The organism is Streptomyces sp. NPDC006384 (assembly GCF_042870695.1).
GTDB lineage: Bacteria > Actinomycetota > Actinomycetes > Streptomycetales > Streptomycetaceae > Streptomyces.
Genome location: NZ_JBIAHR010000003.1, coordinates 317,947 through 342,628, shown reverse-complemented (window position 1 = coordinate 342,628; position 24,682 = coordinate 317,947). Strand labels below are relative to the sequence as shown.

General features: G+C 74.4%; 24 protein-coding genes. 12 read left to right on the top strand and 12 right to left on the bottom strand.

Going from position 1 to position 24,682, the window contains the following annotated elements; all coding sequences use genetic code 11:
* Window positions 1-44: 44 nt before the first annotated feature.
* From ACFYOJ_RS05715 to ACFYOJ_RS05705, 3 genes are all read left to right on the top strand, one after another.
* Entirely contained in the window at window positions 45-533 is a 489-nt protein-coding gene (locus tag ACFYOJ_RS05715; RefSeq protein WP_356553354.1) for a hypothetical protein, read from the top strand.
* A gap of 198 nt (window positions 534-731) precedes the next feature.
* A complete protein-coding gene (locus tag ACFYOJ_RS05710; protein ID WP_356553356.1) occupies window positions 732-1,415 on the top strand; it encodes a maleylpyruvate isomerase family mycothiol-dependent enzyme in 684 nt (227 codons plus the stop codon).
* A gap of 113 nt (window positions 1,416-1,528) precedes the next feature.
* Window positions 1,529-2,218 (top strand): copper homeostasis protein CutC, encoded by a 690-nt coding sequence (locus ACFYOJ_RS05705; protein WP_356553357.1) that lies wholly within the window; start codon window positions 1,529-1,531, stop codon window positions 2,216-2,218.
* Window positions 2,219-2,224: 6 nt separating this feature from the next.
* On the opposite strand, the gene ACFYOJ_RS05700 is transcribed toward ACFYOJ_RS05705, so the two are convergent.
* On the bottom strand, window positions 2,225-4,306 hold the full coding sequence (locus tag ACFYOJ_RS05700; protein WP_356553358.1) for an AAA family ATPase: 2,082 nt from the start codon (window positions 4,304-4,306) through the stop codon (window positions 2,225-2,227).
* Window positions 4,307-4,762: 456 nt separating this feature from the next.
* On the opposite strand from ACFYOJ_RS05700, the gene ACFYOJ_RS05695 reads away from it, so the two are divergent.
* On the top strand, window positions 4,763-5,146 hold the full coding sequence (locus ACFYOJ_RS05695; protein ID WP_356553360.1) for a hypothetical protein: 384 nt from the start codon (window positions 4,763-4,765) through the stop codon (window positions 5,144-5,146).
* Window positions 5,147-5,185: 39 nt separating this feature from the next.
* Here the strand turns inward: ACFYOJ_RS05695 and ACFYOJ_RS05690 are convergent, their stop codons facing one another.
* The 3 genes from ACFYOJ_RS05690 to ACFYOJ_RS05680 all read right to left on the bottom strand — a co-directional run bounded on the left by ACFYOJ_RS05690 (window position 5,186) and on the right by ACFYOJ_RS05680 (window position 10,148).
* Window positions 5,186-6,829, bottom strand: a complete 1,644-nt coding sequence (locus tag ACFYOJ_RS05690) for a DNA repair helicase XPB (RefSeq protein WP_356553362.1) — start codon at window positions 6,827-6,829, stop codon at window positions 5,186-5,188.
* A 76-nt stretch (window positions 6,830-6,905) separates the two neighbouring features.
* The gene (locus ACFYOJ_RS05685) at window positions 6,906-7,133 is read right to left on the bottom strand and encodes a hypothetical protein (protein ID WP_356553363.1); all 228 of its coding nucleotides are present in this window, start codon (window positions 7,131-7,133) and stop codon (window positions 6,906-6,908) included.
* Between the two features lie 384 nt (window positions 7,134-7,517).
* Window positions 7,518-10,148 (bottom strand): helicase-associated domain-containing protein, encoded by a 2,631-nt coding sequence (locus tag ACFYOJ_RS05680; protein WP_356553365.1) that lies wholly within the window; start codon window positions 10,146-10,148, stop codon window positions 7,518-7,520.
* Between the two features lie 137 nt (window positions 10,149-10,285).
* Here ACFYOJ_RS05680 and ACFYOJ_RS05675 point away from each other — a divergent pair, with 137 nt between their 5' ends.
* Window positions 10,286-11,341, top strand: a complete 1,056-nt coding sequence (locus ACFYOJ_RS05675) for a hypothetical protein (RefSeq protein WP_356553367.1) — start codon at window positions 10,286-10,288, stop codon at window positions 11,339-11,341.
* Between the two features lie 61 nt (window positions 11,342-11,402).
* Window positions 11,403-12,065 (top strand): HAD family hydrolase, encoded by a 663-nt coding sequence (locus ACFYOJ_RS05670; protein WP_356553369.1) that lies wholly within the window; start codon window positions 11,403-11,405, stop codon window positions 12,063-12,065.
* Here ACFYOJ_RS05670 and ACFYOJ_RS05665 read toward each other — a convergent pair.
* Window positions 12,014-12,292, bottom strand: a complete 279-nt coding sequence (locus ACFYOJ_RS05665; protein ID WP_356553371.1) for a hypothetical protein — start codon at window positions 12,290-12,292, stop codon at window positions 12,014-12,016. The two genes, ACFYOJ_RS05670 and ACFYOJ_RS05665, sit on opposite strands and share 52 nt — an antisense overlap.
* Window positions 12,293-12,443: 151 nt before the next feature.
* Here ACFYOJ_RS05665 and ACFYOJ_RS05660 point away from each other — a divergent pair, with 151 nt between their 5' ends.
* On the top strand, window positions 12,444-12,827 hold the full coding sequence (locus ACFYOJ_RS05660) for a cold-shock protein (protein ID WP_356553372.1): 384 nt from the start codon (window positions 12,444-12,446) through the stop codon (window positions 12,825-12,827).
* Between the two features lie 29 nt (window positions 12,828-12,856).
* Here ACFYOJ_RS05660 and ACFYOJ_RS05655 read toward each other — a convergent pair whose 3' ends face one another.
* The 4 genes from ACFYOJ_RS05655 to ACFYOJ_RS05640 are packed head-to-tail and all read right to left on the bottom strand — an operon-like array spanning window position 12,857 to window position 16,377.
* Complete coding sequence (locus ACFYOJ_RS05655) at window positions 12,857-13,705, bottom strand: 1,4-dihydroxy-6-naphthoate synthase (RefSeq protein WP_356553374.1); 849 nt, start codon at window positions 13,703-13,705, stop codon at window positions 12,857-12,859.
* Window positions 13,695-14,393 carry a futalosine hydrolase gene (locus ACFYOJ_RS05650; RefSeq protein ID WP_356553542.1) on the bottom strand — a complete coding sequence of 233 codons (699 nt, stop codon included), beginning with the start codon at window positions 14,391-14,393 and terminating at the stop codon, window positions 13,695-13,697. Before ACFYOJ_RS05650 ends, ACFYOJ_RS05655 begins: the two co-directional genes overlap by 11 nt.
* A gap of 23 nt (window positions 14,394-14,416) precedes the next feature.
* Entirely contained in the window at window positions 14,417-14,929 is a 513-nt protein-coding gene (locus tag ACFYOJ_RS05645) for a DUF2771 domain-containing protein (protein ID WP_356553375.1), read from the bottom strand.
* A 59-nt stretch (window positions 14,930-14,988) separates the two neighbouring features.
* Entirely contained in the window at window positions 14,989-16,377 is a 1,389-nt protein-coding gene (locus ACFYOJ_RS05640) for an MFS transporter (protein WP_356553377.1), read from the bottom strand.
* Window positions 16,378-16,735: 358 nt separating this feature from the next.
* Here ACFYOJ_RS05640 and ACFYOJ_RS05635 point away from each other — a divergent pair, with 358 nt between their 5' ends.
* Window positions 16,736-17,662: a DUF3027 domain-containing protein gene (locus ACFYOJ_RS05635; RefSeq protein ID WP_356553379.1), complete on the top strand. Its 927-nt coding sequence runs from the start codon at window positions 16,736-16,738 to the stop codon at window positions 17,660-17,662.
* Window positions 17,663-17,711: 49 nt separating this feature from the next.
* Here the strand turns inward: ACFYOJ_RS05635 and ACFYOJ_RS05630 are convergent, their stop codons facing one another.
* The 3 genes from ACFYOJ_RS05630 to ACFYOJ_RS05620 form a co-directional block, all read right to left on the bottom strand.
* Complete coding sequence (locus ACFYOJ_RS05630) at window positions 17,712-18,584, bottom strand: hypothetical protein (protein WP_356553381.1); 873 nt, start codon at window positions 18,582-18,584, stop codon at window positions 17,712-17,714.
* A 4-nt stretch (window positions 18,585-18,588) separates the two neighbouring features.
* A complete protein-coding gene (locus ACFYOJ_RS05625; protein WP_356553383.1) occupies window positions 18,589-19,170 on the bottom strand; it encodes a hypothetical protein in 582 nt (193 codons plus the stop codon).
* 252 nt (window positions 19,171-19,422) lie between these two features.
* A complete protein-coding gene (locus tag ACFYOJ_RS05620) occupies window positions 19,423-19,854 on the bottom strand; it encodes an ATP-binding protein (RefSeq protein ID WP_356553384.1) in 432 nt (143 codons plus the stop codon).
* Window positions 19,855-20,012: 158 nt separating this feature from the next.
* On the opposite strand from ACFYOJ_RS05620, the gene ACFYOJ_RS05615 reads away from it, so the two are divergent.
* The 4 genes from ACFYOJ_RS05615 to ACFYOJ_RS05600 all read left to right on the top strand — a co-directional run bounded on the left by ACFYOJ_RS05615 (window position 20,013) and on the right by ACFYOJ_RS05600 (window position 24,668).
* Complete coding sequence (locus ACFYOJ_RS05615; RefSeq protein ID WP_356553386.1) at window positions 20,013-20,891, top strand: helix-turn-helix transcriptional regulator; 879 nt, start codon at window positions 20,013-20,015, stop codon at window positions 20,889-20,891.
* Window positions 20,888-21,097, top strand: coding sequence for a DUF397 domain-containing protein (locus tag ACFYOJ_RS05610; protein ID WP_356553388.1), 210 nt, complete (start codon window positions 20,888-20,890; stop codon window positions 21,095-21,097). The genes ACFYOJ_RS05615 and ACFYOJ_RS05610 overlap by 4 nt, the downstream gene beginning before the upstream one ends.
* A 74-nt stretch (window positions 21,098-21,171) precedes the next feature.
* Window positions 21,172-21,381 carry a DUF397 domain-containing protein gene (locus ACFYOJ_RS05605; protein WP_356553389.1) on the top strand — a complete coding sequence of 70 codons (210 nt, stop codon included), beginning with the start codon at window positions 21,172-21,174 and terminating at the stop codon, window positions 21,379-21,381.
* 89 nt (window positions 21,382-21,470) lie between these two features.
* Window positions 21,471-24,668: a sacsin N-terminal ATP-binding-like domain-containing protein gene (locus tag ACFYOJ_RS05600; protein ID WP_356553391.1), complete on the top strand. Its 3,198-nt coding sequence runs from the start codon at window positions 21,471-21,473 to the stop codon at window positions 24,666-24,668.
* The last annotated feature ends 14 nt before the right edge of the window (window positions 24,669-24,682 follow it).

The following is a 24,682-nucleotide window of genomic DNA, read 5'->3' as shown; positions in this document are numbered from 1 at the left end:
GTGCGGGTTGGCGACGACCGCACTTCTGAAGTGACTTTGAAGTCATGACCATCACGCCTGTCGAAGCGAACTTCTCGGAGCTGCTCCAGAAGCCCGAGGACACGGTGGCCCGTATGCAGGACAGTGCCGGCCACGGCATCCGCCTGCACCGGCGTGACGCCGAAGACCTGTACCTGACCACGGCGGCCCGCGCCGAAGAGGCCGTTCAGGTGGTCGACTCCACGACCCGGATCTTCGTCGCGATGATGAGGAGCGACCCGCAGGCCGTGAAGATCCTCACGCACGTCTTCCCCGAGGCGTTCCCGTGGGTGCGCTTCCTGCCCGACGCCGCGGTCCGCGAGTTCCTGGTCGAGTTCATCGAGACCGCCCGCGCCGCCGTCGACCTGGACAACGTGAACCTGCTCGCCCCCGTGATCGCGGCCTGGAAGTCGACGGCTCTCGTCCACGCGGACAGCAAGCTGCACGGTGAGCTCACCAGTCCCGCGGGGGAAGATCTCGGCCCGGTCGAGTTGCCGGAGGGCCTTGGCGAGTGAGTCCGAAGCAGGGGGACCCGGTGGCGCCGCCGCCGGGCCGAGACGACTATGACGTCCGTTGTGGGAAGACGGCGGCCGTCGCCGGCCGGCGAGAGGCCGGCGAGCCTTTGCGAGCGGGGCGGTCTCACGCGGGACGCACACGGACGTGCCCGTGCTTCGTACGGACACCGGGGCCGGGCCGGACCTACCGTGGTGGCCATGACGACTCCTGCCGATGTGCACGACGTACGTGATCCCGAGCTGCCCGGGCGGTTGCTGGCCGGTGAGCGGGACGAGCTGGTGCCGCTGTTGCGGGCGCGGGCGGACGGGGACTTCGCGCTGCCGGTGGCGGCGTGTCCGGGGTGGACCGTGCGGGACGTGCTGGCGCACTGTTCGTCCGCGCTGATGCGGGTGGTGGAGGGACGGTTCGAGAAGGGCGTCTTCTCGCCCGCGTCCAACGAGCGCGACATCGCCGAGCGGGCGGACTGGCCGAACGCCCGGATCGTCGACGAGCTGGAACGCGGCATGACCGAGGCGGGGCCGGTGATCGGCCGCGCGGGCGGTGCGCTGGACCGGGTCGCGCTGGGGGAGTGGGTGCACGCCGGTGACGTACGGGTGGCCTTCGGCGAGCCGGGGGCGTACGCGGGGCGCGGGCTGCCGGACGCGCTGGCGCTGCTGGCCGCGGTCACCCGGGACCTCGGGCACGTGCCGCTCCACGCCGACCTGGACGACGTGGACGAGCCGCTGAAACTGGGCGAGGCGAGCGGGGAGCGGCCGCCGGGGCGGTTCATCGGCGACGCGGCGACGCTGGTGCGGCTGTACGCGGGGCGGCCGCCGGCCGACGGGGCCGGGTACGAGCTGGCCGGGGTCGAGGCGGCGGAGCTGAACATCTTCGGGGACTGAGCACGGGGCGAGGGGGGTCTCGCGGTGGCGTCGGGCGTAGGCTTGGATTGGACTAGACCTGTAGCGGTCCGGACAGCAGAGCAAGCCCGACCAAGCCCGACGAATGGGGTCCCATGAGCAAGCGTGCAGTCCTGGAGGTGATCGCCCTCGACGTCGAGGACGCGGTCGCCGCCCAGGCCGGAGGCGCGGATCGCCTCGAACTGGTCACCGACATGGCGGCCGACGGACTCACCCCGCCGGCCTCGGCCGTCGCCGCGATCCGCGCCGCCGTCGACATCGACGTACGGGTGATGCTGCGGCTCGCGGACGGCTTCGCCGCCGGGGACGTCGAACGGCTGGTGGGGGTCGCCGGGGAGATGCGGGAAGCCGGGGCGGAGCAGTTCGTGCTCGGGTTCCTCGACGCGGACGGGGATGTGGACCTGCGCGCGGTGGAGCGGGTCGCCGGGGCGCTGGAGGGCTGCCGGTGGACGTTCCACCGGGCCATCGACCGGGCCGCGGACCGGGACGCGGTGCGCAAGCGGCTGGCCGGCTTCCCCGGGCTGGACACGTATCTGACGGCCGGGTCGGCCGGGGGAGTCGACGAGGGACTGCCCACGCTGCTCGCGGAGGCGCGGCGGCGGGGGGAGCCGGGGTACGAGCAGCAGCTCCTGGTGGGGGGCGGACTGCGGCTGGACCATGTGCCGACGCTGCTGGACGCGGGGATCGACGGTTTCCACATCGGCGGCGCGGCGCGGCCCGCCGGGTGGGGCGGGCCGGTGTCGGCGGAGGCCGTCGCGGAGTGGCGGCGGGTGCTGGGGGCGTAGCCGCGGTCAGGACAGCTGTGGGGGCAGTCCCGTCGCGTGGGTCACCAACAGGCCCGAGACCGCGCGGGTCAGGCAGACGTACAGGCGGCGCAGGCCCGTCCGTTCGTCGGGTTCGCCGTCGACCACGGCCTGCGGCTCGTCCAGGACCACGTAGTCGTACTCCAGACCCTTGGCCAGGGAGGCCGGGACGAGGGTGAGGCGGGTGTCCCGGGTCGTCTCCTCGCCGGGGGCGAGGTGGGGGATGCCGTCGGCGGTGAGCGCCTCCGCCAGCTCCGGTACGCGCGCGTCGGCGGCGATCAGACCGACCGAGCCCTCCCGGGTCAGCAGCTCCCGGCACGCCGCCACCACGTCGGCCGTGCCGTCCGTGGCCGCGCGGACCTCGCGGATCTCGAAGAAGCCCGGGTTCTCACGGATCGACGCCACCGGTGTCAGCCCGGGCGCGATGTGCGGCAGCAGCCGGGAGGCGTACGCGATGACGTCCGTCGGCACGCGGAAACCGGCCGTCAGCTCCTCGATCACCGCGTCGCCCTTGCCCAGGTGGCCCAGCGCCTCCTCCCAGCTGCGCGTCGCCCAGGGCGTGGTGCCCTGCGCCAGGTCGCCGAGGACGGTCGCCGAACCGGTGCTGCAGCGCCGGCCCACCGCGCGGTACTGCATCGGGGACAGGTCCTGCGCCTCGTCGAGGACGACGTGCCCGAGGGAGGGGGTGCGCTCGACCAGGTCGGTCGCCTCGTCGATCAGCACGGCGTCCGCGGGCGACCACCTGGCGGACTTCACCGAGCGGGCCGGCCTCACCCACAGGATCGCCTTCTGCTCGTCGCCGGTGAGGACGCCCTCGGCGTGCGCGGCGAGGAAGTCCGCGTCCGTGAGGAGCCGCAGGACCAGCTTGGCCGGATCCACCTGCGGCCAGACGGCCTTCACCGCCGCCTTCACCGCGGCGTTGCGCGCCACCGCGTTCTGCACCCGGTCGTCCGGAGCCTCGCCCGCCCGCTCCATCTGCACCAGCACCGCGTGCGCGATCCGCTGCGGAAGGGCCTCGCGGGCGGCGCCGTAGCGGATGTCGCGGGCGAGCAGCTCGCGGACGATCTCCTCCAGCTCGTACGCCGCCACCCGCCAGCGGCGCGAGCCGCGTACGACCACGATCCCCTCGGTGGGCATCGTGACGTGCGAGTACAGCGCCCTGCGCAGCACCTCGGCCATCCGCGCGTCGCCCTTGATCACCGCCGCGGCGGCGTCGTCCGCGCCGCGCACCTCGACGTGCGCGACCAGGTCGTCGACGGTGGTCTGCCGGACCGCCAGCTCCCCCAGTGCGGGCAGGACCTGCTCGATGTAGTGCAGGAAGGACCTGTTCGGCCCGATGACGAGGGTGCCGGTGCGGGCGAGCCGCTCGCGGTGGGCGTAGAGGAGGTAGGCGACCCGGTGCAGGCCGACGGCGGTCTTGCCGGTGCCGGGACCGCCCTGCACGCAGACCGACCCGGCGAGCCCGGCGCGCACGATCTCGTCCTGCTCGGGCTGGATCGTCGCCACGATGTCGCGCATCGGGCCGACACGGGGCCGCTCGATCTCCTGCTGGAGCAGCCTGCTGGTCCTCGCGGCCTCGGCCGGGTCGGACAGGTGCTCGTCCTCGTACGCCGTGAGCTCCCCGCCGGTGTATCCGAAGCGGCGGCGCAGCCCGACGTCCAGCGGGTCCTTCTTCGACGCCCGGTAGAACGGCTGCGACACCGGCGCACGCCAGTCGATCACCATCGGGTCGCCGTCCGCGTCGTGCACGTGCCGGCGCCCGATGTAGAAGCGTTCCCCCTCCGCCCCCTCCGCCTGCTCGGCACCGGGCGCGTGCAGGTAGTCGAGGCGGCCGAAGAACAGCGGGGTGTCGCTGAGGTCGGCGAGCGCCTTGATGCGGTCCTCGATCTGGGCCTCCAGGACGGCGGCGTTGACCCAGTTCGCGGTGACGTCGGTGATGTCGAGGGACTCCACGTCCTCCCGCATGGCCCGCAACGCGGCACGGGAGGCGGCGAGATGGGCACGCTCGCGGGCCAGGGGGCCGTCGGACGCGGAACCGGACAGGGGGTCGTCGTGCACGGGCGTGGACAAGGGGGTGCCTCCGGGATGACCTGCTGCGTGGTGGGCGCGGGCTTCGCGCGGGGGACCGACCGGTTTCCGTCCGGACGGCGGCACTCCGTGAGGGAGGCGGGCAAGAGCGGAGATTGTAGGGGAACGGACACGGCACGGGCCAACCGTTTTTCTCCGCCCCGCCCCGGCCCCGGCTCGCCCCGCCCCGGCCCCGGCTCGCCCCGCCCCGGCCCCGGCTCGCCCCGCCCCGGCCCCGGCCCGCCCCGCCCCGGCCCCGGCTCGGTGACGCCCTGCGCGCCGTCAGGGTGTTCGCGGGCGCCGCCTTCGACGTGGTCGTCCCCGGCGAGTACGAGGAGGCGGCCGGCGTCCGCCGCCGGTGACTTCCGTACGGGCACGGGCGGCCTGAGTACCCGGCGCCCGGCGTTCTGAGTACGTCCGCCGGTGCGCGGGCACCGGACACACGGCTTCACTGGTCGTATGACCACACAGCACATGTCGGCGTGGCCGCCGGCGGACCCGGCGTGGCGGACCGCCCGGGACCGGTTCGCCTGGGCCGCCCCCACCGTCGCGACCGCGCTCCTGGTCGTCCTGGTGCCGGCGGCGCTGCTCTTCGGCGGGCTGTCGGCAATGGCGACCGACAGCTGCGGCCCGGACGACTGCTCGCAGGCCCTGACGACCGCCCTGTCGCTGATCTACGGGACCCTCTTCTTCGGCGGCTTCCTCACCTTCGGCGCGCTGGTCGCCGCCTGGGCGATCCCGTGGACCCTCCGCTGGAGCGCCCTGCGCCTGTGCCTGGCGCTCGTCTCGCTGCTGCCACCGCTGTTCGTCCTGCTGCTGGTGTTCAACCTGCCCGAGCCGTAGACCGGGCAGGCCCCCGGCCGGGGTCCGCGAACGGGGCGCTCAGCCCTCCGCCAGCAGCTCGTCGGCGTCCATGATCCGGTAGGCGTAGCCCTGTTCCGCCAGGAAGCGCTGGCGGTGGGCGGCGAAGTCCTGGTCGAGGGTGTCGCGGGCGACGACCGAGTAGAAGTGCGCCTGGTGGCCGTCGGCCTTGGGCCGCAGCACCCGGCCCAGGCGCTGGGCCTCCTCCTGCCGCGAACCGAAGGTGCCGGACACCTGGATGGCGACCGTCGCCTCCGGCAGGTCGATGGAGAAGTTCGCGACCTTGGAGACCACCAGGACGCTGATCTCGCCCTGCCGGAAGGACTCGAAGAGCTTCTCCCGCTGTGCGTTGGACGTCTCGCCCTTGATGACCGGCGCGCCCAGGTGCTCGCCCAGCTCGTCGAGCTGGTCGATGTACTGGCCGATGACGAGGATCTGCTGACCGGCGAAGCGGCGCACGATCGCCTCCGTCACCTTCCGCTTGGTCGCGGTCGTCGCGCAGAAGCGGTACTTCTCCTCCGCCTCGGCGGTGGCGTACGCGAGCCGCTCGGAGTCGGTGAGGTTGACCCGGACCTCCACGCAGTCGGCGGGCGCGATGTAGCCCTGCGCCTCGATCTCCTTCCACGGCGCGTCGAAGCGCTTGGGGCCGATGAGGGAGAACACGTCCGACTCGCGGCCGTCCTCGCGCACCAGGGTCGCGGTCAGACCGAGGCGGCGCCGCGCCTGCAGGTCGGCGGTGAACTTGAAGACCGGCGCCGGCAGCAGGTGCACCTCGTCGTAGACGATCAGGCCCCAGTCCCGGGAGTCGAACAGCTCCAGGTGCGGGTAGACGCCCTTCCGCCGCGTCGTCAGCACCTGGTACGTGGCGATGGTGACGGGCCGGATCTCCTTGCGCGTCCCGCTGTACTCGCCGATCTCGTCCTCGGTCAGACTCGTCCGCTTCACCAGCTCGTGCTTCCACTGCCGGGCCGAGACGGTGTTGGTGACCAGGATCAGCGTCGTCGACCTGGCCTGCGCCATCGCCCCGGCGCCGACCAGCGTCTTGCCCGCGCCGCAGGGGAGGACGACGACACCGCTGCCGCCGTGCCAGAAGTTCTCCACGGCCTGCTTCTGGTACGGGCGCAGCGCCCAGCCGTCCTCGGCCAGCTCGATCGGGTGCGCCTCGCCGTCGACGTACCCGGCGAGGTCCTCGGCGGGCCAGCCGAGCTTCAGCAGCGTCTGCTTGATCTGGCCGCGCTCGGAGGGGTGCACGGCCACCGTGTCCGGGTCGATGCGGGCGCCGACCAGCGGCGCGATCCGCTTCGACTTCAGGACCTCCTCCAGCACCGGCCGGTCGGTGGTCGTCAGGACCAGTCCGTGCGCGGGGTGCTTGGAGAGGGTGAGGCGGCCGTAGCGGTCCATCGTCTCGGCGATGTCGACGAGCAGCGCGTGCGGCACCGGGTAGCGGCTGTACTGCACGAGCGCGTCCACGACCTGCTCGGCGTCGTGCCCGGCCGCCCGCGCGTTCCACAGGCCGAGCGGCGTCAGCCGGTAGGTGTGGATGTGCTCCGGCGCCCGCTCCAGTTCGGCGAAGGGCGCGATGGCACGGCGGCAGTCGTCGGCCTGCTCGTGGTCGACCTCGAGGAGCAGGGTCTTGTCGGACTGGACGATGAGCGGACCATTCACGGGCGGCACCCCTTCACATGCGGACGGCCGGACGACGCTCGGCCAATCGTCCAGTGTGCCTGATGCCCGTGCGGTGCTACTTGAGGGCGATGTTGTTGATCAGCGGCCCCTCGACCGTGATCCCCTCGGTGAGCAGCGGCACCGGGCCCGTGCCGGGCAGCGGGATCGGCAGCGCGGGGGCCGCCGTGGCGGGGGCGGCGCCGGCCTCCGGTGCGAGCGCGCCGAGCGGGGCGCCGACGGCGATCAGGGCGACCAGTGAGACGGCGACGGCGGAACGGACGGCACCGGGAACCGTGATGTGCATGGCAATGGCCTTTCCTCGGCGGGGGACGGGGGCTGTCACGGGGAACGGGCCGGCCCCGGTCGGGCGGGGCCGGCCCGTCCGTCCGCGGCGGGATCAGAAGGTCAGGCCACCTCCGAGGTCGATGCCGATCGCGGCGGCCTCCGCGGCGAACAGGCCCATCAGGGCGGCGGTGGAGGTCAGGACGGTGGTGACTCGACGGACGACGCGCATCGGGGTTCTCCCCTTTCGCTCGGGTTCAGGACACCCGGTGGCTGCCCGGCCCCCGACGGCTGGATGCCCTTTATGAAAAAAGCTCCCTCGGGGGTGGGAAACACCCGGCGTGGCGTGCATGAACCCGCGCGTACGCCCGAAAGTGGACAGGCCCCGCGGCCCCTGCGGGGGACGTCAGACCGCGTCGTCGGCGAGTTCCGCCACGCCCGTGATCCGGTGGAGCGGGAAGGTGCGCACCTCGTCCGCCGTGTGGTCGTACGCCGTCATGAAGCCGCCCTCCACCCGGACCGGGGCGACGACGCGCTGGCTGGCGGCGCCCTCGGCGTTCACGAAGCCGATCCACAGGGCCTCGCCGGTCATCACGGCGGCCTGCACGGTGGCCAGGGTCTCGGCCGCGCTCGTGCGGGGCAGCTCACCGGGCGCGGCCGGCGCGCCCTCGCCGGTCTCCGCTCCCGCGACCGGCTTGCGCGGGGCGGTGGAGGCCAGGTCACCGGCCCGGACGGCACGGACCGCGGCCGCGAGCAGGGTGTCGTCAGGGACCGGGGGCCCGTCCGGGACCGGCTCCGGCGCGGTGCGCGGCGGCGTGCGGTGGGCGTCGGCGCGGGCGATCAGCACATCGCCGCCCGCGGACTCGGCGGCCGGCGCGAACCCCAGCGCCCGCAGCCCCTCCAGCAGCGCCGCCGGACCGGCCTGCGCGGCCAGTACGGTCGGCGCGAGACGGCGCAGGCCCAGCCCGGCCGCCCGCTTGTCGGCGAGGATCTCGTCCAGCGTCGCGTCGTCGTCGCACCGCACGTACGCAGAGGCCGTCCCGACCCGCAGCTGCCCGTGCCGGCGGGCCACGTCGTCGATCAGGTACGTGAGCGGCTGCGGCACCGGTGTACGGGAGTGCCGGGCGAGGAAGGCGTGCAGGTCGGCGGCGGTCCGGCCGGCGTCCAGCGCACGGCGCACCGAGCCGGGGGTGAACCGGTAGACGGTCGCCCCGCCCCTCGACTCGACGTCGGCGAGGACACCCAGCATGTCCGCCAGCGGACGCTCCAGCGGCCCCGGCGCCACCGCCGTCAGGTCGGCCTGGAGCAGCACGTGGTCCAGCGGCTCGGGCAGCAGCGGCGCGAGCAGCCGGGCGGCGGCCTCGGTCGCGGCGGCCTGCTCGGCCGGCGGCAACGGCTGCGGCAGGGGCGGAAGCGCGGGCGCGGGGACGGGGACGGGGACGGGAGCGGGGGCGCGGTGGTGGACGGGGAGCTTGGCACCGGGCCCGCCGGACCCCTCCGGCTCTTCACCCGCCGACGGTGCCGGTCGAGGCGCCTCGGGTGCGCCGATCAGGGCCCGTCCGGGCGCCGCCAGCGCGCCGCGCCCGGTGACGCCGAGCAGCTCCGCCTCGGACAGCGTCCAGCGGGCGAGCCGGGTGCGCAGGTCGTCCTCCTGGCCGTCCCGCCCGTCCCGGCGCGGCCCGCGCAGCGGGCGCTCCCAGCGCAGCCGGGCCAGCACCGACTCCTCGGTGGGCGCCGAGCCCTCCGGCAGCCCCGCCAGCAGGGTCAGCACCCGGTACCGCACCTCCGGCGCGGCCGAACGGTCCAGATTCGGGCCCAGGGCCGAGAGCGTGCGGTCCTTGGAGTCCCGCCCGCCGACCAGCCCCGGCGTCCGGGTGGCCGTCAGCCACGCCCCGGCGAGGCGCGCCCAGCGCTCGGCGGGCGGCCGCTCCCGCCACTCGTCGTACGCCGGGGTCGCCGCGTACCGCTCGTCTGCCTCACCGTCGGAGGCCAGCAGCCCGGCCGCATAGGCCAGTTCGACCCAGAAGGCGGCCACCGGCTCGGACACGTCCAGGGCGACGGCGGTCCGCTTCAGGTCGCGCACGCTCAGCCCGCCCGCGCGCAGCACCGCCGGGCCGCCCTCGTGCCAGTCCTTCAGCAGCTCCTCGACGGTCGCCAGCGCCGTGAGAGCCTGCCCGGCCGCGGTGGCGTCCACCACCCGCGGCTGGTGCGCGGCGGCGGCCTCCACCGGCGGCGGCAACGGCTCCGTCGTACGGTGCGCCCGGCCGGCGCGCAGATGCAGGGCGACCTCGCGGGGCAGGACGACCGTGCCGGGCGCGGTCGGCAGCAGCAGACCGCGGTCCAGCAGCTGCCGCAGATGCGGCGCCGGGTCGTGGGTGACCTGGCCGTACGGCGGCCCCCAGACCAGGCGGTCCAGCACCTCGAGCGACCCCGCCGGAAGGCCGGCGAGCAGGTCGGACATCCGCTCCCGGTCGGTGAACAGGGCGCCGAGCGCGGCCACGGCGGTGACGGAGTCGTGGGTCGAGGGCAGACCGAGCGTGGCCAGGACGTCCTGGATCCTGCCCGGCGACATCCCCGCCGTCGCCTCCCGCACGGTGGGCCCCAGACCGGTCGGGGACGGATGCTGCGGGGAGGGCGCGAGCAGCTCACGGGCGGTGCGCACCAGCCGCAGCCGGTCGTCGTCGCCCCACACCAGGGCCTGCTCGCGCAGCAGGGCGACGGCCCGCGGCAGGGCGGCGGCCACCACCGGGTCGGTCTCGTCACCGGCCATGAGACCGAGCAGCTCGCCGTAGGGCGCCGGGTCCGCGGCCACGGCCAGCGCCTCCGCCGTCTGCAGCGTGAACCGGTCCAGCCGCTCCAGCGCCCGCACCACCGAGGCGCGGGTGCCGGCGCGGGTCGCGAGCTGGGTGAGGTCCGTGGGCACGGGGGCGAGCAGATCGGGGCGGCTGCGCAGGAGGGCGGCGAGACTGGCGTCGTCCCTCGCGCGAAGCGCCTCCGCGAGGGACCGGGGGGCCGCGGGCTTCTCCTCGGTGCTCATCCGGCCAACGGTAGCGGGTGGGTCCGACAGCGGGGCGACGCCCGCACGGCGCGGTGCGCGGGCGTCCGCCGCACCGGAACATTCGGTACCGTCGTCCGACGGGGCGTCACCACCCGACCGCTCCGGAGGGGTTGTCCGTGGGGATCGAGAGCGACCAGGTCGTCTACGAGTATCTGAGCCGCGTCGGCGACGTGGCCCAGCAGCGTCAGCTGCCGTCGGCCACGCGCATGCGGCTCGTCTCCGAGCTGCGCGACGAGATCGACCGGCACCGCGCGAAGACCGTCGTCGACAGTCCGGCCGCCGTCCGCCGCATCCTGGACCGGCTCGGCAGCCCGGACGACGTCGTCGACGCGGCGGGCGGAACCTCCCCCGGGGCACCGCCGGCGCCGTCCGCCGCCGTGCCCGTACAGCGGGACGACGGACCGGAGCGGCGGGGGAGAACGGACGGACCCGGGAAGCCGCAGAGGCGCAAGGGCCTGCGGCGCGCCGTCCCACGGCCCCGCCCCGCCGACCCGCCGCCCGCTCCCGGACCCGCCGCCGCGCCGCCCCACCTGGCGAGCGCGCAGGAGCTCGGGGACAGCGCCGTACAGCCCGACTGGTGGCGGGTGGACGACGGGCCCTTCGGGGGCGGCGGCGACAGCGTGCCGGGCTTCGTCGGCGGAGTGGAGATCCCGGACCTGCTCAAGCCCCCGCCGCGGGAGGAACCCGCCGGGAAGACCCCTGCGACAGGCAGGAACCCCGCGGCCGGCAAGGCACCGGCGGACACGGCGGAGGAGGAGACGGCCCCCGCCGCCGACGCACCGGGCAGGGGCGGGCGCCCGGTCCGCGCCGCGCGCCGCCGGCTGTGGCCCGAGGGCCGCTGGAACAACCCCCTCCTGCTGCTCGCCGCCGCGCTGCTGATCGCCGGCGCCGTCCTCGGCAGCCTCGTCCCGCTCGGCCTGGGCTGGCTGATCGCCTACCTCTCCCGCCGGCTGACCCCCGCGCAGGCGAAGTGGGCGGTGCTGGGCCTGCCCGGCACCGTCGCCGCGGCCGGGATCGTCTGGCTCTGGGGCCGCCGGGAGGGCCGCTGGGGCGACCCGGTCACCGAGGGACAGATGGCCGACGCCGTCGCCGAGACCTGGCCCTGGGTCCTGCGCGCCGCCGCCGTCGCCACCGCCCTCTACCTCCTCTGGCGCTCCCGCCCCCGCCCCTGACCACCCCGACCGCCCGGACCACCCCGGTACCGGCGGGGCACGTCCCGGCACAATGGAACCCATGGCCTCCACCACCCGCCCCGCGCCCACCGTCGGCTTCGATCTCGACATGACGCTGATCGACTCCCGCCCCGGCATCCGCGCCTGCTACCTGGCGCTGACCGAGCGGACCGGCACGTACGTCGACGCCGACCTGGCCGTCAGCCGGCTCGGCCCGCCGCTGACGGAGGAGCTGGCGCACTGGTTCCCGGCGGAGGAGATACCGGCCGTCGCCGACCTGTACCGGGAGATGTACCCGACGTACGCGATCGCCGCCACGCCCGCGCTGCCCGGCGCCCGCGAGTCGGTCGAGGCGGTGCGCGCGGCCGGCGGACGGGCGGTCGTCGTCACCGCCAAGCACGAGCCGAACGCCAAGCTGCACCTGGCCCACCTCGGCATCGAACCGGACGCGGTGGCCGGCGACCTGTGGGCCGAGCAGAAGGCCGTGGCACTGCGCGAGCACGGCGCGGACGTCTACGTCGGCGACCACCTCGGCGACGTACGCGGCGCGCGGGCGGCGGGCGCCCTGTCCGTGGCCGTGGCCAGCGGACCGTGCGACGCGGACGAACTGCGCGCGGCCGGCGCCGACGTCGTCCTCGCCGACCTGACGGAGTTCCCGCGGTGGCTCGCGGCCTACCGGGAGGGCGACGGCGACGCCGCCGGGCGCGACGCGGCACGCGCCTGACGCCGCCCCGCCGCGATGGACCGCAGCACCCCCGCCCCGGCGACGAGGAAGCCCAGTCCCATGAACATGCTCAGTCCGAACATGTAGGTGGGAAAGGGCGTCGTCCCCAGAAACAGCGGGGCCACCGTGACCAGTGTGGCCACGGCGCCGATGAAGAAGACGATCGCACCGGCGCGGATCAGCCGGTCGCCGGGCTCGGCGGAGTTCGTTCGGGTTTTGTCACGCACCCGGCCAGGGTAGTTCCCTGCCCGAAGGAACGACCGGGGGACGTCTTGTCACCGGCTCACAGACCATTAATCTGAGGACCGGCGGGTCCCACGACCCGCCTGAGTGCTATCAGAAGCAGTTTTCCGACGAGTACGAGGACGAGGACAGACGGTGCCGACTGGCAAGGTCAAGTGGTTCAACAGTGAGAAGGGCTTCGGCTTTCTCTCCCGTGACGACGGCGGTGACGTCTTCGTCCATTCCTCGGTCCTCCCCGCCGGAGTCGAGGCGCTGAAGCCCGGCCAGCGTGTGGAGTTCGGTGTCGTCGCCGGGCAGCGCGGCGACCAGGCGCTGTCGCTGACCCTGCTGGAGCCGGCCCCGTCGGTGGCCGCCGCCCAGCGCAGGAAGCCGGACGAGCTGGCCTCCATCGTGCAGGACCTGACGACCCTCCTCGAGAACATCACGCCGATGCTGGAGCGGGGCCGCTACCCCGAGAAGGCCGCCGGCAAGAAGATCGCCGGCCTGCTCCGCGCGGTCGCCGACCAGCTCGACGTCTGACCTCCCGGCCCCCGGGCCTCCCGGGGGCCTTACGGGAACGCCAGCGCGTCCGGGCCGAGGGGCGGTACGAGTCCCTCGGCCGCGGCGCGGGTCAGCAGGCCCCGGACCGCCGCGTAGCCGTCCTCGCCGAGGTCGGCCGTGAACTCGTTGACGTACAGCCCGATGTGCTGGTCGGCGACGGCCGGGTCCATCTCCTGGGCGTGCTCCATGACGTACGGGCGGGAGGCCTCCGGGTCGTCCCAGGCGGCGCGGACGGAGGCGCGGACGGCGTCGGCGAGCCGGGTCAGCGTCTCGGCGCCCAGCGACCGCCTGGCGATGATCGCGCCGAGCGGGATCGGCAGCCCGGTGGTGTCCTCCCAGTGCTCGCCCATGTCGGCGAGCTTGTGCAGCCCGTAGTTCCGGTACGTGAAGCGGGCCTCGTGGATGACGAGTCCGGCGTCCACCTTCCCGTCCCGCACGGCCGGCATGATCTCGTGGAACGGCATGACGACGATCTCACCGACCCCGCCGGGCACGGTGTCCGCCGCCCACAGCCGGAACAGCAGATACGCCGTCGACGTCTCGCTCGGCACCGCGACCGTGCGCCCGGTGAGGTCGGCGCCGGCCTCCCGGGTCAGCACCAGCGGCCCGCAGCCCCGGCCCAGCGCACCCCCGCACGGCAGCAGCGCGTACTCGCCGAGGACGTACGGCAGCACCGCGTACGACACCTTCAGCACGTCGTACTCGCCGCGCTCGGCCATGCCGTTGGTGACGTCGATGTCGGCGAACGTCACGTCGAGGGCGGGGGCGCCGGGGACGCGGCCGTGGGCCAGGGCGTCGAAGACGAAGGTGTCGTTGGGGCAGGGCGAGTACGCGATCCGCAGGGGCTCAGTCGTCATGGGGGTTCCAACTCTCGAGAACGGGGGCGAGCTTCCCGAAGGCGTCCGTCAGGGCGGCGAGCGCGTCGCCGATGCGCCAGGCGGCGCGGTCGCGCGGGCCGACCGGGTTGGAGACCGCGCGCAGCTCCAGCACGGGCACCCCGTGCGCGGCGGCGGCCTCGGCGACGCCGAAGCCCTCCATGGCCTCGGCGAGGGCACGCGGGTGGCGGGCGCGCAGCAGCCCGGCGCGTGCGGCGGTGCCGGTGACGGTGGATCCGGTCAGGACGGTGCCGGTGCGGGCGCCGGTCGCGGCGGCCACGGCGCGCACGAGCGGGGCGGGCGGGCGGTGGGTGACGGTGCCGAAGCCCAGGCCGGTGACGGGCAGGAAGCCGTCGGCGGTCTCGGCGCCCAGGTCGGCGGCGGTGATCTCGTCGGCGACGACGAGGGAGCCGACGGGCGCGTCGGGTGCGAAGCCGCCGCCGATGCCGGCCGAGACGACCAGGCCGTACGGGGCGCCCTCCAGGGCCGCGGCGGTCAGGGCGGCGGCGGTGGAGGCGGCGGCGAGGGCGGGGCCGACGCCGGCCGCCAGGAGGTCCGGGCCGCCGCCGGGAAGCTGATACAGGGTCACCCCGGGACGGGACACGGATGTTCCCGGTGCCGGGAACGCCTGGGCCACCGCGTCCCGTTCGACGGGGACCGCGGTGGCCACGAGGACGCGTACGGGGGACGTGGTCAGTCGTCCTTCTCCAGCTTGAAGACCCACACGGCGGTGACCTTCTCGCTGCCGTCCTTGCCGTCGCGGGCGGCGACGGCGACGTTGGTCGAGTCGCCCTGGGCGCCGTACTGGGCGTTGAAGAAGACGCTGCCGGGGATGGTGCGGTAGGTCTTCTTGCTGTCGTCGACCAGCTGCTGCCCGTTCATCAGGATCGTCCAGTGGTCGTCGCCGACCTCCGGGTCGACGCCGAAGCGGACGGTCTCGTCCTGGCCGACCTTGATGGACTTCGCGTCCTTGTCCTTCAGGCACTTGTTGATCTCGGCGTCGGAGAGGGCCTTGCCCTCCCCGCCGCAGGTGGCCTCGGAGCTGACCGAGTCACTGCCGACCGTGATCGTGGACATGGCGGTCGGCTCGTCACAGGCGGACAGCAGGAGCAGTCCGGCGGAAACGGCACCGGCGGCGGCGACGGCACGGCGGCGTCGCACAACGCGGTGTCCGATGGCGGCTGCGCCGCGGGGCAACGTGGTCATGGAAGAAAGGCTATATTGCGCCTCCCGCCGACCCCCCACCTGGGGGCGGCGCGGCGTGGTCACGCCACCCTGGCCCGCGCCGCGCCCCCGTGCCGGGCCGAGTCGACCAGCCCCCGCACGGTGGTCAGCCATCCGGCGGCGACGATGGCGGCGGCCACCGACAGGCCCAGCGTGCCGTTCAGCGGCAGCGCGATGCCGACGGCGCCGCCGAGCACCCAGGCGACCTGCAGCAGCGTCTCCGAGCGGGCGAACGCCGAGGTGCGGACCGCCTCCGGCACGTCCCGCTGGATCAGCGCGTCCAGCGACAGCTTGGCCAGCGCCTGCGCGAAACCGGCCACCGCGGCCAGGCACGCCACCAGCACCGCCCCGAAGAACACCGCCGCCGTCAGCGCGGCGCCGAGCACGATCGCGACGACCGTCACGATGATGATCTCCGGCGCCCGCGACCGCAGCCACGCCCCGACCGCCGTGCCCAGCGCGTTGCCCGTGCCGGCCGCGACGCCCACGATGCCGAGCGACACGGCGGCGCTCTGACCCGTCATCGGATGGACGCGCAGCAGGAAGGCGAGGAAGAAGATCAGGAAGCCGGTCAGGCAGCGGATGGCGGCGTTGGCGGCCAGCGCGTGGGTGACCGCCGGGCCCACCGTGCGCAGTCCGGGCCGCTTGCCGGGCCCGCGGCGCGGCCCGTGCAGGTGCCGCTCGTCGGCGGCGAGCAGCGCCCGGTCCTCGCCCCGCGCCGAGTCCACCTTCCGCGGCAGCGTGAACGACAGCACGGTCCCCGCGACGAAGATCACAAAGGCGCCGTACAGCGGATAGCGCGGCCCGAGCTGCTGCAGCCCGGCCGCGACGGGCGCGGCGACGCCGGTGGCGAGCAGCCCGCACAGCGTGACCCGGGAGTTGGCCTTCACCAGGGAGAACCGGGGCGGCAGCAGCCGCGGCACCACGGCGCTCCTGACCACGCCGTACGCCTTGGAGGCGACCAGCACACCGAGCGCGGCCGGGTACATCTCGATGCTGCCGGTGATCACCGCACCCGACAGCACCAGCGCGAGCAGCGCGCGGGCCCCCATCGCCGTCGCCATGGCGGCGCGCCGGCCGTGCGGGACGCGGTCCAGGACCGGCCCGATGACGGGGGCGAGGAGGGTGAACGGGGCCATGGTGATGGCGAGGTAGAGCGCGACCCGGCCGCGCGCCTCGTCCGTCGGCACGGAGAAGAAGACGGTGGAGGCGAGGGCGACGGTGATCATGACGTCGCCGGCGCCGTTCACCCCGTGCAGTTCGATGAGTTTGCCGAGGCCGGACTCGCCGGCGCCGTGCGCGTGCGTCGCCCGGCGGATGCCGCGCGCGGTCCCGGTCACCGGCAGGCGCAGGGCGCGGCCCACTGCGCGCAGGCGTCCGGGACCGTGTCCCCGGCTTCCGTTCCTGAACTCCGTTCGTGCGGCTGCCACCCCGTCATAGTGCCCCGGCAGCCGGTGTTCCAGCACCGTTACGGCACGGATGGCGCCGATCGGCCGGGTGCCGGGCCCGGTGTCACCGACGCCGCCGGGGGCCGCCCGGCGCGGGATCGTGCCCGGGCCGAAACTCCCGTCGGTGTAGGCCCAGCGCACGGGAACAGGTAGCGTGCCTAGCGCGCCGTGGCGAACGTTCTCGGCCGCGCGCCTCACGGCCATCCCGCAGAATGGATGACGTAGGTGTGCCCGAGCGCGATCGGGCGCGGACGTCGACGCGGTCCACGGGTCCGCTCCGTCCGCCCCCTCGCAGGCAGCGGCGCACTCGTGAGACGGCGTATGGAGAGAAGCGATACCTGTGAGCGCAGCGACAACGCGAAGCCGCACCCCTGACCGCCTGTGCGCAGAGGCCGTCGACCTCGCCCGCGCCGCAGCCGAGGATGTCGCCGCCCCCGGCGTCGTCGGCGAGCACGAGGGGATGGTGTCGGAGGGCGACCGGGTCGTCACGCACCACTTCGCCGCCAAGGAGCCCGGCTACCGCGGCTGGCGCTGGGCCGTCACCGTCGCGCGCGCCTCCCGCGCCAGGATCGTCACCGTCGACGAGGCGGTGCTGCTGCCCGGGCCCGACGCCCTCCTCGCGCCCGAGTGGGTGCCGTGGAGCGAGCGGCTGCGCCCCGGTGACATGGGGCCGGGCGATCTGCTGCCCACCGACGCGGAGGACCTGCGGCTGGAGCCGGGCTGGACCGGCGAGGACGAGCCGCCGCCGAACTCCGTCGTCTCCCACGAGATGGCCGACCTGGTCGAGGCCGAGGACGCCGAGGTCACGGGCGGGTCCCCGGCCGGGCTGCCGACGGTCCCGGCCCGCGGCACGATCGCGGCGGTCGCCGACGAGCTGGGTCTGCGCCGCGCGCGGGTGCTCTCCCGCTACGGCCTGCGCATCGCCGCCGAGCGCTGGGAGGAGGCCTTCGGCCCGCAGACCCCGATGGCGCAGGCGGCCCCCGCCTCCTGTGTCTCCTGCGGCTTCCTCGCCCGCATCGGCGGTTCGCTCGGCCAGGCCTTCGGGGTGTGCGCCAACGAGTTCTCCCCGGCGGACGGCCGCGTCGTCTCCCTGGCCTACGGCTGCGGCGGTCACTCCGAGGCCGCGGTCATGCCGAAGACCCCGCAGCCGGCGCCGCCGGTGATCGACGAGACGCGGATCGACCCGTTCCCGTTGCGGCCCGCGCCGGACTCCGGGTCGGTGCCGGTGTCCGTGGACGAGACGTCGGCGGAGCTCGGGCATTCGTGACGGGCGGTGAGCGGGAGGCCCGGCTTGCGTGCCGGGCGTCCCGCCGCGGTCAGTCGTCTTCGAAGATCGTCTCGGCGGTCGGCGCGGTGACGGCGCGGGCGAGCCAGTGGCGGAGGACCTCCGGGTCGGCGCATTGCGTGATACGCGTGCGGACGTCGTCGGGGACGGGCAGACCGCGCTGCTCCAGCACCAGGATGATGTCCTCCGCCCGGCCCTGTGCCCGGCCTTCGTCACGGATTTCTTCGGAGATGTAGGACTTGTAGAAGGAGAGGTCCACGGCCACCAGGTTCCTCCAGAGGTGCTTGGCCGGGCGGTTGCCCAGTCCGTGTGCGGTGAATTCGACGAGGGGACCAGCGATGTCTTCCGGCGTGTCCCGCAGCGCGGTGGACAGAGCTTTCAGTATCGCATCGACGGCCGGTCCGGCAGCGTGCGTGATGGCCGCGAGGCTGGCGAGGACGAGGTCGGCGCGGGCCTCGTCCGGGTCGGTGATCACCGGCATGTTGTGCGGGCCGGCGACCAGGGGCCGCAGGGTGAGGGTGGGCAGTTGGGGCGGTCCGCTGCTGGTCGCCTTCTGGGCCCATGCGGCGGTGGCGTGGTCCTGGCAGACGACGAGGAGTGTCGTGGGCAGCCGGTACTTCGTCCACAGGTAGGAGACGTAGTACGCCCAGCTCGCGGGCTTGTCCGGGTCCCTCTTGCCCTGGGCCTCGACGGCCAGGAGGAAGGGGCCCTGTTCCGCGGTTTCGAGGCGCAGGAGTGTGTCGACGCGGCGTTCTACGGGACTGGCCTCGGTGAGGTCGGTGGGCAGGGCGGTGGCCCCGGTGGGCTGGGGGATGTCGACGCCGAGGAAGCGTGAGACGCGGCTGAAGAGGCCGGGGTCGTGCTGGAAGATGCGGTGCATCGCCTCGTGGGGCGGGCTGACCATGGGATTACTCGCCTGCTTCATGGATGGGGGCGGCTGTGGTGAGGCAGTCACGGCAGTGGGTCCGGGTGTCGGGGGCGCGGAAGGCCCGGTCGCAGCCGTCGCAGGTGCGGAGCCCGTAGCGGGGCGGGGGCGGGGTGGCGGGTGCGCGGAAGGGCGGCGGGGGCGGCAGCTGGGCGGTGAGGCGGTGGGCGAGGAGCGCGGCGGGGCGGCGCAGGGGCTCGTCGGGCAGGCCGGTGGTCAGGGCGTCGCGTACGGCGGTGGGGGTGAGGTCGCGTTCGAGCCAGGCGGCGACGCCGGGGGCGAGGTGGGCGGCGGCGATGCGGGTGGCGCCTTCGGGGAAGCGGGCGGTGAGCGTCTTGATGTCGGCGCTGGCTCCGGTGGGCAGCGACTGGAGGTGGCAGCCGAGGCCGATCGCCAGCAGGGACAGTTCCTTGTGCTGGACGAGGTGATTGCCGATCACCACGAAGCGGGTGGTGTGGCGGGTGTTGTCGTGGACGAGTCCGCCGCCGTGGTGACGCGTACGGGTCGGATCGGCGGCGAGGGCTGACTGGGCGCGCGTGGGCGCGCTAAGGTTTCGGGTACCCATCGGGAAGGTTCCTTTTCCTTGCTTCCTTGGTGGTAGGCCCTCGCGCCGGGATTGCAGTCCCAGCGGGGGCCGAAGTCTTTTCAGGAGTTCTTGCCTGCGCTGAGAGTGGGGCGTCGGAGACCCGGAAATCCAGCCGAGCCGGTGATGTTCACCCGGCCGAGTGATCGCCGGCCTCGGGCGGAAAGGCGGGGCTCGGCGGGGTGCTTTTCCCCGGGTTCTTGTTCTTGGCAGGGCACCGGAACCACCGGAGCTTCAGAACCCGGGTCGCGGTGGCGTACAGCGCAGTTCGGCCCAGACGGTCTTGCGCGGGAAGCGGCCCTCGGTCACTCCCCAGCGGTGGGCCAGCGCCTCCACGAGCAGCAGTCCGCGGCCCGATTCCGCGTCCGGGGCGGGTGCCCGCAGTTCGGGGATCCGTTCGCCCCGGGTGTCCGTGACCTCGATGCGCAGGGTGTCGCCGACGACGTGGAGGGCGAGCCGGAAGTCGCGGCCGGGGACGCGTCCGTGGGCGCTCGCGTTGTTGGCCAGTTCGGCGATCACGAGGCGGGCCGGGTCCAGCGGCAGCCCCCAGGAACGGAGTTGCTCGGTCGCGAGCAGACGGGCCAGGCGGGCGCCGCGCGGTGTGGGGGAGAGCTGCACGCTGAAGTCGCGGACGGGCGTCGTGGGTTCGGCGGATTTCTGGTTCACGTCACTCAGCGTGGTGGTGTGTGCGTACCGTGAGAAGTGACTCGGCGGGTGCGTACGGTCACTGTCCGGAGCTTGTCCGGTGCTGTCGGGGCTGTCGGAGCGGGGCGTACGGGTAGAGCGCCGGGAGTCATACGGCCAGGACGACGAAGGGGCGCGGGATGACGGCGGTCGAGGCGGAGCCGGGACGGCTCGGGGACGAGGCGGACGAGCCGGGGTGGGAGGTGGACCCGGACGACGAGTGGGGCGTCGCCGTCATCGCCACCGTGGGACGGCAGTTGAAACTGCGGCGGGAGGCCGTGGGGATGCGGGCCGCCGAGTTCGGGGCGGCGGTCGGGTACGGGGAGGACCTCGTCTACAAGGTCGAGGGCGGCAAGCGGATCCCCCGGCAGGAGTACCTGGACAGGGCCGACGAGGTCCTGGACGCGGGCGGGCTCATCGCGGCGACCTGGGAGGACGTGAAGAAGGTCCGGTACCCGAAGAAGGTTCGGGAGCTGGGCAAGCTGGAGGCCAAGGCGGTAGAGATCGGGGTGTACGAGTGCAACATCATCGCCGGGCTGTTGCAGACGCCCGAGCACGCACGGGCCCTGATCGGGGCGGCCCAGCCGCCCTATTCCCCGGACGATGTGGAACGCATGGTGGGCGCTCGTCTGGCCCGACAGTCGGTCTTCGAGCGTGACCCCGCCCCGTCGATCCACTTCGTCCTCGAAGAGGCTCCGCTGCACCGAGTGGTAGGGGGCACAATGGCCTGGCGGCGGCAGCTCGAACGCCTGTTGGAGGTAGGGCGGTTGCGTAACGTCACGCTTCAGGTGATGCCGACGAACACCGAGCCGCACCCGGGGCTGGACGGCAGGATCGAGCTGCTGAAGTTCCCGGACGGTACGGCGGTGGGACGCGCCGATGGCCTGTTCAACGGACGGCCGGTCTCCGACCCCAAACAGCTCCGCATCCTGGAGCTGCAATATGGCACCATCCGAGCGCAGGCCCTCCCGCCTCGGGAGTCATCTGCCTTCATCGAGAAACTGCTGGGAGAGACATGATGCGCAAGGCATTCGCCGGAGACGCCTCCGACCTGGCGTGGTTCAAGAGCAGCTACAGCGGTGGCACCAACGGTGAGTCCTGCGTCGAACTGGCTCTCACCCCCGGCACCGTCCACGTTCGTGACTCCAAGGACGCCGCGGGTCCCCGGATCGTCTTCGCCCCGGAGGCGTGGGCACGCTTCGTCCCGTACGCGTCCGGCGACTGAACGGCCCGATCCGGGTGCAGGCGCTCTCTCCACACGAGTCGCCGGCCTTCATCGAAACAACTGCTGGGAGAGACATGATGCGCAAGGTCTCCGCCGGAGACGCCTCCGAGCTGGCGTGGTTCAAGAGCAGTTACAGCGGTGGAAACGACGGCAACTCCTGTGTCGAGCTGGCTCTCACTCCCGGCGCCGTCCACGTTCGTGACTCCAAGGACGTCGCGGGTCCCCGGATCGTCTTCGCCCCGGGCGCGTGGGCGCGTTTCGTCCCGTACGTGTCCGGCGGCTGAGGCGGAACACGGCGCCGTGCGTGCCGTCGGCGGGCGGAGGGGTACCTTCGACCTCACGCAGATCAGGGCCCCGATGAGGAGAGATCACCGTGAGCATGTTCGTGCGGCCCGCCGCCGAGGGCGCCGACCCCTTCGCTACGGCACGTCTGCGGCGCGGGGTGCTGGACGCCTGGGCGACGAGCCCCGCCCGGTTCCGTGAGGACGCCAACGCCGAGGAGGACCTCGTCCTCGGCGGCTACCGCGACCGGCTGGTCGTCGAGCTGGCCCAGAACGCCGCCGACGCCGCTGCCCGCGCGGGCGTGCCCGGCCGGCTCCGGCTGACCCTGCGCGGCGGCGTCCTCGTCGCCGCCAACACCGGTGCCCCGCTGGACGCGGCCGGCGCCGAGTCGCTGTCCACGCTGCGCGCCTCCGCCAAGCGCGAGGGCGGTGAGGGCGCCGTCGGCCGGTTCGGGGTCGGTTTCGCCGCCGTCCTCGCCGTCACCGACGAGCCCGCCGTCGTCGGCCGGCACGGCGGTGTGCGCTGGTCCCTGGCCGAGGCGCGGGAACTGGCCGCCGACACCGCGCGGCACAGCCCCGGCCTCGGCGACGAGATCCGGCGGCGCGACGGCCATGTGCCGCTGCTGCGGCTGCCGTTCCCTGCCGAGGGCAGCGCCCCCGACCCGTACGACACGGCCGTCATCCTGCCGCTGCGCGACACGGCCGCCGCCGACCTCGCCGAACGGCTCCTGCGCGCCGTCGACGACGCCCTGCTGCTCGCCCTGCCGGGGCTGGAGGAGGTAGTCATCGAGGCCGGCGACGAGGTGCGCACCCTGCGCCGCCGTGCCGAGGGGGCCCTCACCGTCGTCGAGGACTCGCGGGAGGGCACCACCCGGTGGCGCACCGCCGCCGCGCACGGGCCGCTCACGCCCGAACTGCTCGCCGACCGGCCGGTGGAGGAGCGACTGCGTCCCCACTGGTCCGTGACCTGGGCGGTGCCCGTGGACGCCTACGGCGGTCCCGTCCGGCCCCGCACCAGCCCCGTCGTGCACGCCCCCACGCCGAGCGACGAGCCCCTCGGCGTGCCCGCCCTGCTCATCGCCTCCTTCCCGCTGGACTCCACCCGCCGGCACGCCGCGCCGGGGCCGCTGACCGACTTCCTGACGCAGCGCGCGGCGGACGCCTACGCCGGGCTGCTCGCCGACTGGCGCCCGGTCACCGCCGGGATCATCGGCCTCGTGCCCGGACCGCTGGGCAAGGGGGAACTGGACGGGGCGCTGCGGCAGGCGATCCTCGACCGGCTGCCGCGCACCTCCTTCCTGCCGCCGGCCGCCGAACCGCATGCCGCCGAACCGCATGCCGCCGAGCCGCACGCCGCCGAGCCGCACGGTGCGGACGCCGAGGGGCCGGCCGGGGTGCCGGACCTCGGGGAGCTGCCCGAGTCGCTGCGGCCCCGGGACGCCGAGGTGGTCGAGGGTGCGGGCGCCGAGACGGTGCGGGTGCTCGCCGAGGTGCTGCCGACCCTGCTGCCCGCGGGGCTGGAGCGCCGGGCCGAGCTGCGCACCCTGGGCGTGGCCCGGGTGCCGCTGACCGACGCGATCGACCGGCTGGCCGGACTGGAGAAGCCCCCCGCCTGGTGGCGGCGGCTCTACGACAGCCTCGCCGGTGTCGACCCCGACCGGCTGACCGGACTGCCGGTGCCCCTGGCCGACGGCCGGACCACCCTCGGCCCCCGCCAGGTGCTGCTGCCCTCCCCGGACGCCGCCTCCCCCGCCCCCGAGGTCCTCACCCGCCTCGGTCTCAAGGTCGCCCACCCGGACGCCGCCCACCCGCTGCTGGAGAAGCTCGGCGCCCTCCCGGCCACCCCGCGCGCCGTGCTCACCACCCCGCAGGTCCGGGCCGCCGTCGCCGCCTCCCTGGACGACGAGGGCGGCGCGAACTGGGAGGAGGACACCCTCGACGCGGAGGAGCTCGCCGACACGGTCCTCGCCCTGGTCCGCGACGCCGGGCTCGAACCGGGCGACGAGCCGTGGCTCGGCGCGCTCGCGCTGCCCGACGAGGACGGCGAACTCTCCCCGGCCGGCGAACTCGTCTTCCCCGGCGGCCCCTTCGCCCAGGTCATGCGCGAGGACGAACTCGCCTCCGTAGACGCGGAGTTCGCCGAGAAGTGGGGGCCCGGGACGCTCGCCGCCTGCGGTGTCCTCGTCACCTTCGCCCTCGTCCGCGCCACCGACGTCGTCCTGGACCCGGACGAACTGGAGCCCCGCGAGGGCGACTTCGCCGAGCCCGACGACGCGGGCCTGCTGGACGCCGTGGACGTGTGGAGCGAGGACGTCCTCGACCGCTTCCCGGACAGCCCCGTGCCGCCGGTCGCCACCGAGATCGTCGCCGTGCGCGACCTCGACCTCGTCGACGACGACCGCTGGCCCGAGGCCCTCGCCCTGCTGGCCCAGCCCCCGCTGCGGGACGCCCTGGTCCAGCCGGTGCGCGTCCTGCTGCACGACGGCACCCACGAGACCGTACGGCCCTACACCGCGTGGTGGCTGCGCGGGCACCCGGTGCTCGGCGGGCGCCGCCCGGCCGGACTGCGCGCCGCCGGGAGCGACCCGCTGCTGCGCGGCCTGTACGACGAGGCCGACGCGTCCGGCTTCGAGGACGAGCAGGTGCTGCGGGCGCTCGGCGTGCGCACCTCCGTCGCCGCCCTCCTCGACGAGCCCGGCGGCGCGGCCGAGCTGCTGGACCGGCTCGCCGACCCGGACCGCCCGGTCACGGCCGCCCAGCTGCACGCCCTGTACGGCGCGCTGGCCGGGCTGGACCCGGAACAGGTCACCCTCCCGGACGAGGTACGGGCCGTGCGCGACGGCCGGGTCGAGGTGGTGGACGCCGCCGACGCCGTCGTGGCCGACTCGCCCGACCTGCTGCCCTTCACCTCCGGCGTCCCGCTGCTGCCGGTCGGCCCGGCGCTCGCCGCCGCACTGGCCGAGCTGTTCCAGGTGCGGCGGCTGAGCGAGACCGTCACCGGCGAGGTCCACTCCGAGGGCACCGAGCACGACGTGCCGGAGCCGGTGCGGGTGCTGCTCGGCGCGCGGACCCCGGCGTCGTACCTGGAGCACGAGGAGCTGGTCGTCGACGGTGTGGAGATCGACTGGCGGCTCACGCCCGACGGCGTGCTGCACGCCGCGACGCTGGAGGGCGTCGCCGCGGGCCTCGCCTGGTCGGCCGGCCAGTGGCCCCGCCGCTTCGAGGTCGCGGCGCTCCTGGAGGACCCGTCCCGCACGGAGGAACTGGCCCGGGACCGCTGGTTCGACTAGGGACCTCTCCCTTT

Coding starts and splice junctions, on each gene's coding strand:
- ACFYOJ_RS05655 (WP_356553374.1), bottom strand. CDS start 13,705: ATGACGACTGAGCCCCTGCGGATCGCGTACTCGCCCTGCCCCAACGAC.
- ACFYOJ_RS05705 (WP_356553357.1), top strand. CDS start 1,529: ATGAGCAAGCGTGCAGTCCTGGAGGTGATCGCCCTCGACGTCGAGGAC.
- ACFYOJ_RS05695 (WP_356553360.1), top strand. CDS start 4,763: ATGACCACACAGCACATGTCGGCGTGGCCGCCGGCGGACCCGGCGTGG.
- ACFYOJ_RS05615 (WP_356553386.1), top strand. CDS start 20,013: ATGACGGCGGTCGAGGCGGAGCCGGGACGGCTCGGGGACGAGGCGGAC.
- ACFYOJ_RS05715 (WP_356553354.1), top strand. CDS start 45: ATGACCATCACGCCTGTCGAAGCGAACTTCTCGGAGCTGCTCCAGAAG.
- ACFYOJ_RS05670 (WP_356553369.1), top strand. CDS start 11,403: ATGGCCTCCACCACCCGCCCCGCGCCCACCGTCGGCTTCGATCTCGAC.
- ACFYOJ_RS05685 (WP_356553363.1), bottom strand. CDS start 7,133: ATGCACATCACGGTTCCCGGTGCCGTCCGTTCCGCCGTCGCCGTCTCA.
- ACFYOJ_RS05710 (WP_356553356.1), top strand. CDS start 732: ATGACGACTCCTGCCGATGTGCACGACGTACGTGATCCCGAGCTGCCC.
- ACFYOJ_RS05625 (WP_356553383.1), bottom strand. CDS start 19,170: ATGGGTACCCGAAACCTTAGCGCGCCCACGCGCGCCCAGTCAGCCCTC.
- ACFYOJ_RS05630 (WP_356553381.1), bottom strand. CDS start 18,584: ATGGTCAGCCCGCCCCACGAGGCGATGCACCGCATCTTCCAGCACGAC.
- ACFYOJ_RS05645 (WP_356553375.1), bottom strand. CDS start 14,929: ATGACCACGTTGCCCCGCGGCGCAGCCGCCATCGGACACCGCGTTGTG.
- ACFYOJ_RS05680 (WP_356553365.1), bottom strand. CDS start 10,148: ATGAGCACCGAGGAGAAGCCCGCGGCCCCCCGGTCCCTCGCGGAGGCG.
- ACFYOJ_RS05605 (WP_356553389.1), top strand. CDS start 21,172: ATGATGCGCAAGGTCTCCGCCGGAGACGCCTCCGAGCTGGCGTGGTTC.
- ACFYOJ_RS05610 (WP_356553388.1), top strand. CDS start 20,888: ATGATGCGCAAGGCATTCGCCGGAGACGCCTCCGACCTGGCGTGGTTC.